Here is a 13,044-nt window from a genome sequence, read left to right as displayed (position 1 = left end):
GGCACCAACGTCCACACCATCGTGGAACAGGCCCCGGAACCGGAAGGGGCCTCCGAGCAGTCCCGGCCCGCGCAGGCCCCGGCCCCCGCCGCCGACGCGGACGCCCTGCCCGCCGGCGTGCCCGTCGTGCTCTCCGCCCGCACCGCCGCCGCCCTGCGCGAACAGGCCGGCCGCCTCCTCGACCACCTCACGGACCGCCCCGCGCTGCCGCTGACGGACCTGGCCCACTCGCTGGCCACCACCCGCACCGCGCTGGAACACCGGGCCGCCGTCCTCGCCGACGACCGCGACGGGCTGCTGCGCGCGCTGGCCGCCCTGCGCGACGACACCCCCGACGGCGCCCTCCTCACCGGCGTCCCGGCCCGCGGCCGCCTGGCCTTCCTCTTCACCGGCCAGGGCAGCCAGCGCGCCGCCATGGGCCGCGGACTGTACGACCGCCACCCGGTCTTCGCCGAAGCCCTGGACGCCGTCCTCACCCGCTTCGACCAGGAACTCGACCGCCCGCTGCGCGAGGTGCTGTTCGCCGCCGAGGACACCCCCGAGGCCGCCCTCCTGCACGACACCGCCTACACCCAGCCCGCCCTGTTCGCCCTCGAAGTGGCCCTGTACCGGCTCGTCGAGTCCTGGGGCGTCACCCCGGACGGTGTGGCGGGACACTCCATCGGCGAGATCGCCGCGGCCCACGTGGCCGGCGTGTTCTCCCTGGAGGACGCCTGTACCCTCGTCGCCGCCCGCGGCCGGCTCATGGCCGCCCTCCCGGCCGGCGGCGCCATGGTCGCCGTCGAGGCCGCCGAGGACGAGGTGCTGCCCCTCCTGGAGGGTCTGGCGGACCGCGTCTCCCTCGCCGCCGTCAACGGCCCCCGCGCGGTGGTGATCGCGGGCGACGAGGAGCCGGTCGCGGACGTCGCCGCCCGCCTCGCCGCGGACGGCCGCCGCACCCGCGCCCTGCGGGTCAGCCACGCCTTCCACTCGCCGCGCATGGACGCCATGCTCGGCGACTTCGCCCGCGTGGCCCGCGGCCTCACCTACGAGGCGCCGCTCCTGCCGGTCGTCTCCACCGTCACCGGCGACCTCGCGACCTCGGAGGAACTGCGCTCACCCGAGTACTGGGTGAACCAGGTCCGCGCCACCGTCCGGTTCGCCGACGCGGTACGCACCCTGCGCGGCCGGGGTGTGGCCTCGTTCCTGGAACTCGGCCCCGACGGCACCCTGTCCGCCGCGGCCCGCGCCGTCCTCGACGGCGACACCGAGGGGACGGACGGCACCGTGCCCCTCACCACTGTCCCCGCGCTGCGCCGCGACCGCGACGAGGTGCCCTCCCTCACCGCCGCCCTCGCCCGGCTGCACGTCCACGGCACCACCGTCGACTGGACCGGCACCCTGCACGGCACCGGCGCCCGCCGCGTCGACCTGCCGACGTACGCCTTCCAGCGCAGCCGCTACTGGCCCGACACCACCTTCACCCCGGCCACCGCAGGCGCACCCGCCGACACCGGCGCGGACGCCGCGTTCTGGGCCGCCGTCGAACGCGGCGACCTGCCCGCGCTCGGCGCCGACCTCGGCCTGGACGACGAGACACTGACCGCACTGGTGCCCGCCCTGTCCTCGTGGCGGCGCCGCCGCACCGAGCGGGCCGCCGCCGACGGCCGCCGCCACCGCATCGTGTGGAAGCCGCTCGACGGCGCCCCCACCGGCCGCCCCGACGGCACCTGGCTGCTCCTGCGCCCGGCCGGACCCCTCGCCCCCGGCGCCGCCGCGGTCCTGGACACCCTCGGCCTGGACACCGTCGACCTCGCCGCCGACACCACCGACCGCGAGGCGCTCGCCGAGGCCCTGCGTGAACTGCCGCGCCCCGAGGGCGGGTTCACCGGCGTCCTCGCCCTGCTCGCCCTCACCGGCACCGCCGCCGACCCGGCGCACGACCCGGCCGGCACCGCCGCGCTCGCGCCCACCGCCGCCGCCCTGACCGCCCTCGACCAGGCCGGGATCACCGCCCCCGTCTGGGTGCTCACCCGGCAGGCCGTCAGCACCGGGCGCGCCGACCACCTCGCCCACCCCGGCCAGGCCGCCCTCTGGGGCCTCGGCCGCGTCGCCGCCCTGGAGCACCCCGAGCGCCGCCTCACCCTGGTCGACCTGCCCGAGCAGACCGACGAACGGGTCGTACGCCGCCTCGCCCACCTGCTCGCCACACCCGGCGAGGAGAACCAGCTCGCCGTCCGCGCCTCCGCCACCTACGCACGGCGCCTGGCCCACCACCCCGCCCCCCAGGGCCCGGCGCCCCGCCCGTTCGCCCCCGAGGGCACCGCCTTGATCACCGGCGGCACCGGCGCCCTCGGCGCCCACGTCGCCCGGCTGCTCGCCGGGCGCGGCACCCCGCACCTGCTGCTCGCCGGCCGGCGCGGCCCGGACGCCCCCGGCGCCGCCGAACTCGCCGCCGAGCTGCGCGAGTCGGGCGCCGAGGTCACCGTCGCCGCCTGCGACACCGCCGACCGGGACGCGCTCGCCGCACTCCTGGCAGCCGTACCCGAGGAACACCCGCTCACCGCGGTCGTGCACGCCGCGGGTGTCCTCGACGACGGGCTCCTCGACACGCTCACCCCCGAGCGCTTCGCCACCGTCCTCGACGCCAAGGCCCGCTCCGCCGCGCACCTGCACGAGCTGACCCGCGACCTCGGCCCCGCCTGCACCGACTTCGTACTGTTCTCCTCGACCGCGGGCGCCCTCGGCGCCGCCGGACAGGGCAACTACGCCGCCGCCAACGCCTACCTCGACGCCCTCGCCGAGCACCGGCGCGACCAGGGCCTGCCCGCCACCTCGGTGGCCTGGGGCCCCTGGTCCGGCACCGGCATGGCGGGCGACGGCACCGGCGTCGAGGACCGGGTCCGCCGCGGCGGCTTCACCCCGATGAGCCCCGAGGACGCCCTCGCCGCCCTCGACACCGCCGTCGGCCACGGCGACACCGCCCTCGTCGTCGCCGACATCGACTGGCAGCGCTACGCCGCCGTCTTCGCCCCGAACCGGACCCTCGTCGGCGACCTGCCCGAACTGCGCGCCACCGGCGGCGCGAACGGCGCCTCCGCCGACACCGAACCGGTCCTGCGCCGCCAGGTCGCGGCCCTGACCGGAGCGGCCCGCGAACGGTACGTCCTGGACTTCCTGCGCACCCAGGTCGCCGCCGTGCTCGGCCACCCCGACCCGGACGCCGTCGAACCCGACCGCGCCTTCACCGACCTCGGCTTCGACTCGCTCACCACGGTCGAACTGCGCAACACCCTGACCGCCACCACCGGTCTGCGGCTGCCCGCGACCCTCGTCTACGACCACCCCACCGCCCGCGACCTCGCCGCCCACCTCCTCACCGAGATCGTGGGCGACCTGCCCGAACCGGCCGCGGGCCGGGGCACCGCGGGCACGCCGGGCCGCGCCACGGACGACGACCCGGTGGTCGTGGTCGGCATGGGCTGCCGCTTCCCCGGCGGTGTCGAGTCGCCCGAGGACCTGTGGCGTCTCCTCGCGGAGGGCCGCGACGCCGTCTCCGGCTTCCCCGCCGACCGCGGCTGGGACCTGGAGGCCCTCGCCCGGGGCGGCTCCGCCACCCTGGAGGGCGGCTTCCTCGACGGGGCCGGACTCTTCGACGCCCCCTTCTTCGGCATCTCCCCGCGCGAGGCCCTGGCGATGGACCCGCAGCAGCGGCTCCTCCTGGAGACCTCCTGGGAGGCCCTGGAGCGGGCCGGCATCGACCCGCAGGGACTGCGCTCCAGCGCCACCGGCGTGTTCGTCGGCACCAACGGCCAGGACTACGCCACCATGCTGCGCCGCGGCACCACCGACGTGCAGGGCCACGCGGCCACCGGCACCACCGCCAGCGTGATGTCGGGCCGGCTGTCGTACACCCTCGGCCTTGAGGGCCCGGCGGTCACCGTCGACACCGCCTGCTCCTCCGCCCTGGTCGCCCTGCACATGGGTGCGGGCGCGCTGCGCTCCGGCGAGTGCTCCTTGGTCCTCGCGGGTGGCGTCTCCGTGATGTCCAGCCCCGACGCCTTCGTGGAGTTCACCGCGCAGGGCGGGCTGGCGGGCGACGGCCGCTGCAAGGCGTTCGCCGACTCCGCCGACGGCACCGCCTGGGGCGAGGGCGCCGGCGTGCTGGTCCTGGAGCGGCTGTCCGACGCCCGCCGCAACGGCCACCCCGTCCTCGCGGTCCTCAGCGGCTCCGCCGTCAACCAGGACGGCGCCTCCAACGGCCTCACCGCCCCCAACGGCCGCGCCCAGCAGCGCGTCATCCGCCAGGCCCTGGCCGACGCCCGGCTCACCCCGGCCGACGTGGACGCCGTCGAGGCGCACGGCACCGGCACCACCCTGGGCGACCCGATCGAGGCCGAGGCCCTGATCGCCGCCTACGGCGAGGGCCGCGAGCCGGGACGGCCGCTGCTGCTCGGCACGGTCAAGTCCAACCTCGGCCACACCCAGGCCGCGGCCGGCGTCGCCGGTGTCATCAAGACCGTCCTCGCCCTCGGCCACGGCGAACTCCCGCGCACCCTGCACGTGGACGCCCCCTCCTCGCACGTCGACTGGTCCGGCGGCACGGTGGAACTGCTGCGCGAGCACCGGGACTGGCCCACGGCCGACCGTCCGCGCCGCGCGGGTGTCTCCGCCTTCGGCGTCAGCGGCACCAACGCCCACGTGATCCTGGAACAGCCCGCACCGGCCACCACCGAGCCGCAGGCTCCCGCGGAGCCCGCGGTCGTTCCGGCCGTCGTGCCGTGGCCGCTCTCCGCCCGCTCCGAGGCGGCGCTGTCCGCCCAGGCCGCCCGGCTGACCTCCTTCACGCAGGAACGGCCCGGGGTCCCCGCCCTCGACACCGCCTACAGCCTGGCCACCGGCCGCTCCGCCTTCGCCCACCGCGCGGTCCTCCTGGTGACGCCCGACGGCGAACCCGTGGAGACCCTCCGCGACCGCGCCGCCGAGCGCAGGCTCGCCGTCCTCTTCTCCGGCCAGGGCTCGCAGCGCGTGGGAATGGGGCGCGAACTGTACGCCCGCTTCCCGGAGTTCGCGGCGGCGCTGGACGCGGTGACGGCCCGGCTGGACGCCGACCTGGAACGCCCGCTGAGCGAGGTGCTGTTCGCGGAGGAGGGCACCGACGAGGCGGCCCTGCTGGACACCACCGGCTACGCCCAGCCCGCGCTGTTCGCCGTCGAGGTGGCGCTGTACCGGCTCGTGGAGTCGTGGGGTGTGAGCCCCGAGTTCGTCGCCGGTCACTCCATCGGGGAGATCGCGGCCGCGCACGTGGCGGGGGTGTTCTCCCTGGAGGACGCCTGCACGCTGGTCGCCGCACGAGCCCGGCTGATGCAGGAACTGCCCGCGGGCGGTGCGATGGTGGCCGTGCAGGCCACCGAGGAGGAGGCCGCCGGACGGCTGACCGAGGGGGTGTCGCTGGCCGCCGTCAACGGGCCTGACTCCGTGGTCGTCGCCGGTCCGGAAGCCGAAGTGACTGCGCTGACGGCCGAGTTCGCCGCCGAGGGCCGCAAGACGCAGCGGCTGTCGGTCAGCCACGCCTTCCACTCGCCGCTGATGGAGCCGATGCTCGCGGAGTTCCGCCGCGTCGCCCAGACCCTGGAGTACGCAGAGCCGCGCATCCCGGTCGTCTCCAACGTCACCGGTGCGCTCGCCGAGCCCGGACAGCTGACCGCCCCCGAGTACTGGGTGCGGCACGTCCGGGAGACCGTCCGGTTCGCCGACGGGGTGCGCGCCCTCACCGGCGCCGGCGCCGACGCGTTCCTGGAGATCGGCCCCGACGGCGTGCTGGCCGGCATGGCCGCCCGCGTGCTCGACACCACCGACGACACCGACGGCAGCCCCGTCGTACCCGCGCTGCGCAAGGACCGCGACGAGGAGCGCGCCCTGCTCACCGCGCTGGCCCGGCTGCACACGGCCGGTGTACGCGTCGACTGGGCCGCCTGGTTCGAGGGCACCGGTGCCCGGCGCACCGACCTGCCGACGTACGCCTTCCAGCGCGAGCACTACTGGCCCGAGCCGGCCTCCGGCGCCGGTACGGGTACCGGTCAGGACCCGGTCGACACCGCGTTCTGGGCGGCCGTGGAGCGCGGGGACCTGGAGTCCCTGTCCGCCACTCTCGACCTGGACGACGAGGTCCTCTCCGGCGTGCTGCCCGCCCTGTCCACCTGGCGCCGGGGTCTGTCCGAGCGCTCGCTCCTGGACGGCTGGCGCTACCGGGTGACCTGGCAGCCCCTGACGGGCACGGCACCGGCCGGCACCGAACCGGCCGGCACCGGCGGACGGTGGCTGGTCCTGACCCCGGCCGCGCTCGACGGCGACCCGTGGGCGGAGACCCTCGCCGGGGCGTTGGGCGAGGACGCGGTACGGCTCACCGTCCCGGCCGGTGACGAGGAGGGCACCGCCGCCCTGCTCGGCGCGGCGGCCGACGGAACCGCGTACGCCGGTGTCCTCTCCCTGCTCGCCGCCGACACCGGGGGCGCGGGCGAGACCGACGGCCCCGCCCGGCCCGACGTCCTGCTGCGGCTCCTGGGAGCCGGGATCGACGCGCCGCTGTGGTGCGTCACCCGCGGCGCGGTCTGCGTGGGCCGCTCCGACGAGGCGGCCGATCCCGGGCAGGCCGCGCTCTGGGGGCTCGGCCGGGTCCTCGCCCTGGAGGAGCCGTCGCGCTGGGGCGGGCTCGTCGACGTGGACCACGTCGACGACGCCCGGACCGCCGACCGCCTCCGCGCCGTGCTGACGGGCGCGACGACGGACGGACCGGCGACGACCGGTACCGCGACAGGCGGTTCCGCGATGGACGGTGCCTCCGAGGACCAGGTGGCGCTGCGCGCCTCCGGTGCCTTCGGCCGGCGTCTGACGCGGGCCGCCGCCCAGCACCCCGGCGCCGTCTGGCGTCCCGCCGGTACCGTCCTGGTCACCGGCGGCCCGGAGGGCTTCGGCGGCCACGTCGCCCGCCGGCTCGTGGCGCAGGGCGCCGCCGGGATCCTGCTGGCCGGTCCTACGGACCCGGCGGACGAAGCCTTCGAGCAACTCCGCGCCGAGATCGAGGCGGCGGGCGCGGTCCTGACCACCGTCCACCACACCGACCCGGCCGACGCGGGTCCGCTCGCCGAGGCCGTCGCCGCCCTGCCGGCGGACCGGCCGCTCACCGCCGTCGTCCACACCGGCGACACGGGGGAGCCCTCCGTGGAGTCCGTGGAGTTTGTGGAGGTGGCAGCCGTGCGCGCCGCGTACGACGCGCTGACGGCCGCCGTGGGGGAGCGGACCCTGGACGCGTTCGTCGTCTTCGGCTCCATCTCCGCCGTCTGGGGCGTCAGCGGACAGGGCCAGGGCGCCGCCGCGGGTGCCGCCCTGGACGCCCTCGTCCAGGCGCACCGCGCCCGCGGCACCAACGCGGTCTCCGTCTCCTGGGGCGCCTGGCAGGGTGCCGGACCCGACGGGCTCGCCGCCCACCTGCGCGCCAACGGGCTGCCCGCCATGGAGCCGGACCGCGCCCTGGCCGCCCTCGCCGGGGTGGTCGGCGAGGCCGCCGCGGAACCCGCGGCCCCCGCCTCCGTGACCGTGGCGGACGTGGTCTGGGACCGGTTCGCCCCGGCGTTCACCCGGACCCGTCCGGGCCGGCTGTTCACCGCGCTGCCCGAGGTCCGTGCGGCCCTGCGCGACGCGGGCGGCCACGGCGAGGCCGGCGACACCGGTACGGCGGCCGGTCTGCGGGACCGGCTGCGCCCGCTGGACCGGACCGACCGCGAACGCGCCCTGCTGGACCTGGTGCTCACCGAGGTCGCCGTGGTCCTCGGCCACTCCGGCGCCGCCTCCGTACCGGCCGACCACGCCTTCAAGGACCTGGGCTTCGACTCGCTGACCGCGGTCGACCTGCGCAACCGGCTCGCCTCCGCCACCGGGCTCACCCTGCCCGCGACGCTCGTCTTCGACTACCCGACGCCCACCGCGCTCGCCGGACACCTCCTCGGTGAACTGCTCGGCGGGCTCCTCGGTGAGGAGGCCGCCACCGCCGCCCGGTCCACGGCCGGTCCCGGCGCGGACGCCGACGACCCGATCGTCATCGTCGGCATGAGCTGCCGCTACCCGGGTGACATCCGCTCGCCCGAGGACCTGTGGGAGGCACTCGGCGCCGGGACCGACGCCATCGGCGGCTTCCCCACCGACCGCGGCTGGGACCTCGAACGGCTCCTGCACGGCGACCGGGACGGCCGCGGCCGCAGCGTCACCCGCGAGGGCGGCTTCCTCTACGACGTCGCCGACTTCGACCCCGCCTTCTTCGGGATCTCCCCGCGCGAGGCCCTGGTCATCGACCCGCAGCAGCGGATCGTGCTCCAGGCCGCCTGGGAGGCCCTGGAGCGGGCCGGCATCGACCCCGCCGTACTGCGCGGCGGCGACACCGGTGTCTTCGTCGGCGGCGGCAGCGGCGACTACCGCCCCGTCATCGGCCAGTCCGGGCACGTGGAGACCGCCCAGTCGGCGAGCCTGCTCTCCGGCCGGCTCTCCTACACCCTGGGCCTGGAGGGCCCCTCCGTCAGCGTCGACACCGCCTGCTCGTCCTCCCTGACGGCCCTGCATCTCGCCGCCCAGGCGATCCGCGGCGGCGAGTGCTCCCTCGCCCTTGCCGGCGGTGTCACCGTGATGTCCACCCCGGTCGGCTTCGTCGAGTTCGGCGAGATGGGGGCGCTCTCCCCGGACGGCCGCTGCAAGCCCTTCTCCGACGCGGCCGACGGCACCGCCTGGGCCGAGGGCGTGGGCATGCTCGTCGTGGAGCGTCTGTCCGAGGCGCGCCGCCGCGGCCACGAGGTCCTTGCGGTCCTGCGCGGCTCGGCCATCAACCAGGACGGCGCCTCCAACGGCCTGACCGCCCCCAACGGCCCCTCCCAGCAGCGGGTCATCCGCAAGGCACTGGCCGCCGCGGGGCTCACCGCCCGCGAGGTCGACGCGGTGGAGGCGCACGGCACCGGCACCACCCTGGGCGACCCGATCGAGGCCCAGGCCCTGCTGGCGACATACGGCCGCGAGCGCGACCCGCGGCGGCCGCTGCTGCTCGGCTCGGTCAAGTCGAACATCGGGCACACCCAGGCCGCGTCCGGCGTCGCCGGGATCATCAAGATGGTCCTCGCGATGCGGCACGGCACCCTGCCCCGCACCCTGCACGTCGACCGGCCCTCCCGCCACGTCGCCTGGGACCCGGACGCCGTACACCTGTTGACCGAGGCGGCCGACTGGCCCGAGACCGGACGTCCGCGCCGCGCGGCCGTGTCCTCCTTCGGCGCCAGCGGCACCAACGCCCACGTCATCCTGGAACAGGCCCCCACCCCCACCGGTACGGACACGGACACGGGCACAGACACGGACACGGGCACAGACATGGACACGGGCACGGGGGACGGCACCGTACGCCTGCTGCCCGTGCCCCTCTCCGCCGCCACCGCGGACGCCCTGCCCGACCAGGCCGCACGGCTCCGCGACCGGCTGCTCGCCGCCGGTTCGCAGGACCGGCCGACCACGGCGGACCTGGCGCTCTCCCTCGGCACCACCCGCTCGGCCTTCGAACACCGCGCCGTGCTCGCCGTCGCCGGGCGGGACGAACTGCTCGACGCGCTCACGGCCCTGGCCGAGGACCGCGGTGACGCCGCGGTGCTGCGCGGCCGTGCGGCCCCCGGCGGCCGGACCGCGTTCCTCTTCCCCGGCCAGGGCTCCCAGCGGGCCGGCGCGGGCCGCACCCTGTACGCCCGCTTCCCGGTGTTCGCGGCGGCCCTGGACGAGGTCCTGGCCCACTTCGACCAGGAGCTCGAACGTCCGCTGCGCGAGGTGATGTTCGCCGAGGAGGGCACCGCCGAGGCGGACCTCCTGGACAGCACCGGCTGGACCCAGCCCGCCCTGTTCGCGCTCGGCGTGGCCCTGCACCGGCTGCTCGGGTCCTGGGGTGTACGCCCCGACCTGCTGGCCGGCCACTCCGTCGGGGAGATCGCGGCCGCGCACGTGGCCGGGGTGTTCTCCCTGGCGGACGCCTGCCGGATCGTCGCCGCCCGCGCCCGGCTGATGCAGGCCCTGCCCGCCGGCGGCGCCATGCTGGCGGTCCGCGCCGCCGAGGACGAGGTTCTCCCGCGCCTGACCGACCGGCTCTCCCTGGCCGCCGTCAACGGCCCGGAGGCCGTGGTGGTCTCCGGCGACGAGGACGCGGTGACCGCGCTCGCCGACGAGTTCGCCGCACTCGGCCGCAAGACTAGGCGTTTGCGGGTCAGCCATGCATTTCACTCACTGCACATGGACGCCATGCTGCAGGACTTCGAACGGGTCACCCGTAGCGTGTCGTACACCCCGCCGAAGCTGCCCCTGGTGTCGAACCTCACCGGGGAACCGGCCACCGACGAGCAGGTGTGCGACCCCGGGTACTGGGTAGCGCACGTGCGCCGCGCGGTCCGCTTCGGCGACGGTGTCCGTACCCTCGTGGCCCGCGGCGCCACCCGCTACCTCGAACTCGGCCCCGACGGTGTCCTGTGCTCCCTGGCGCAGGACACCCTGGACACCCTCGCCGACGAGAACCGCCCCGCCCCGGCGGTCGTCCCGGCGCTGCGCACCGGACGCGGCGAGGAGCGCTCCCTGATCACGGCGGTGGCCCGGCTGCACGCCGCCGGCCAGCGCGTCGACTGGACCGCGCTCCTGGCCGGCACCGGCGCCCGCCGCGTCGACCTGCCGACGTACGCGTTCCGCCGGCAGCGGTTCTGGCCCGACGAGGCTCCGGCCGCCGAAACCGCCAAGTCGCCGGAGGACACCGGGACCGCGGGCGACGCGGCCTTCTGGTCCGCCGTCCAGGACGAGGAGTTCGACTCCCTCGCCGGGGAGCTGGGCGTCGACGGCGACGCGCTCTCCCGCGTCCTGCCGGCCCTGCGCGACTGGCGCCGCAAGCACGGCGACCAGGCCACCGTGGACGGCTGGCGCCAGCGCATCGCCTGGCGGCCCCTGAACCGCGCCAGCACCGGCACGCCCACCGGGACCTGGCTCGCCGCGGTGCCCGCCGGCCACGCCGGTGACCCGTGGACCGCGCGAGTCCTGCGGATCCTCGGCCCCGGCGCCGTGACGCTCGAGGTCGAAGCGGGCCAGGACCGCGCCACGCTCGCCGCCGCCGTCCGCGAACGGCTCGACGCGTCGGGCCCGTTCACCGGCGTGGTCTCGCTGCTCGCCCTCGCCGGAGAGCCGGTCGACACAGAGACGGTCGACGCAGAGCCGGTAGCCGAAGAGGCCGTCCCCGGACGGTCCGCCGGCGCGGACACCGCCGTCCGTGGCCTCTCCGACGACGGCACCCCCCTCGGCGCCGCCCTGACCGCCACCCTGGTCCAGGCGCTCGGGGACGCCCGCACCGATGCCCCGCTGTGGTGCCTCACCCGTGGCGCCGCCTCCGTCGCGCCCGCCGAGACCGTCGCCGCGCCGCTCCAGGCCGCCGTCCACGGACTCGGCCGGGTCGCCGCGCTGGAGCACCCGCAGCGCTGGGGCGGTACCGTCGACCTGCCCGTCACCCTCGACGGGCGGACCGCCGAACGCCTCGCCGCCGTCCTCGCCGACCCCGAGGGCGAGGACCAGCTCGCCGTCCGGCCCGGCGCGGTCTTCGGCCGCCGCCTCGCCGCCGTCCGGCCCGGCACCCCCCGCGACTGGCAGCCCACCGGCACCGTCCTGATCACCGGCGGCACCGGCGCCCTCGGCGCCCGCACCGCCCGCCGGCTGGCCGGCGCCGGCGCCCGCCGCCTGCTGCTGCTGAGCCGCCGCGGACCCGACGCGCCCGGCGCCGCCGAACTCGCCGCCGACCTGCGCGCGCTCGGCGCCGAACCCGTCATCACCGCCTGCGACACCGCCGACCGGGACGCCCTGGCCGCCGTCCTGGCGGAGCTGCCCGAGGACGCGCCGCTCACCGGCGTCGTCCACACCGCGGGCGTCCTCGACGACGGCGTCCTGGACGGCCTCACCCCGGAGCGGTTCGCCCCGGTGTTCCGCGCCAAGGTCACCTCGGCGCTGCTGCTCGACGAACTGACCCGCGCCCACGACCCGGAGGTGTTCGCGCTGTTCTCCTCCGCGTCCGCCGCGGTCGGCAACCCCGGCCAGGGCACCTACGCCGCGGCCAACGCGGTCCTCGACGCCCTCGCCGAACGCCGCCGCGCCGAAGGACTGCCCGCCACCTCCGTCGCGTACGGCGCCTGGGACGGCGACGGCATGGCCGGCGGGGAGCGCGCCGCCGCCCTCGCCCGGCGCACCGGCATCCGGCCGCTCGACCCGGACCTCGCCGTCCTGGCGCTGCGTCAGGTCGTCACCGGCACCGACCCGGTCGCCGTCGTCGCCGACGTCGACCCCGAGCGGTTCGTCCGCGCCTTCACCGGCGTCCGGCCGAGCAGCCTGCTGGCCGAGATGCCCGTCCGAACCGCCCTCACCACCGCGTCCGCCGGCGAACGCGACGCGCGGGCTGCCGGCCCCGCCCTGCGTGAGCGGCTGGCCCGGCTGCCCGAGGGCCGCCGCGTCCAGCCGGTCCTCACCCTGGTGCGGGAACGCGCCGCCGAGGTCCTCGGCCACCCCGGTACCGACCAGGTCGGCCCCGACCGGGCCTTCCGTGACCTCGGATTCGACTCCCTCGGCGCCGTCGAGCTGCGCAACCAGCTCAACGCCGCCACCGGACTCGCCCTGTCCGCCACCCTCGTGTTCGACCACCCCACCCCCGCCGCCCTCGCCGGGCACATCCTCCAGCAGCTCCTGGCCGCCGGTACCGCCGGTGCCGCGAGCGCCACCGGCACCGGTGCCGACGAGAGCGCCGTGCGTGCCGCCCTCGCCGGTGTCCCCCTGGACCGGCTGCGCGAGAGCGGCCTCCTGGAGCAGCTGCTGCAACTCGCCGGGCAGGCCCCGGCCGCACCCGGCACCGGCCAGGACACCGCGGTCCCCGACGCCGCCGACGACACGTACGACGTGTCGATCGACGCCATGGAGATCGACGACCTGGTGCAGGCGGCACTCAACGGCAACCCTGACGAAGAGCGGGACTGA

1 protein-coding gene (only partly in view) is annotated in these 13,044 nt (G+C 77.0%); it reads left to right on the top strand.

What is annotated here, in order from left to right:
* A protein-coding gene (locus ACFYXC_RS20525) for a type I polyketide synthase (RefSeq protein ID WP_389553515.1) crosses the window boundary here: on the top strand, window positions 1-13,044 show its end. It extends 16,170 nt beyond the left edge of the window; only the last 13,044 of its 29,214 coding nucleotides appear in the window; the start codon falls outside the window, past its left edge; it ends in the stop codon at window positions 13,042-13,044.

Origin of the sequence: Streptomyces sp. NPDC002701, from assembly GCF_042889045.1 — a bacterium.
Taxonomy (GTDB): Bacteria; Actinomycetota; Actinomycetes; order Streptomycetales; family Streptomycetaceae; genus Streptomyces.
Note: the sequence above shows the minus strand (reverse complement) of the source record. Positions and strands in the feature narration are given on the sequence as shown.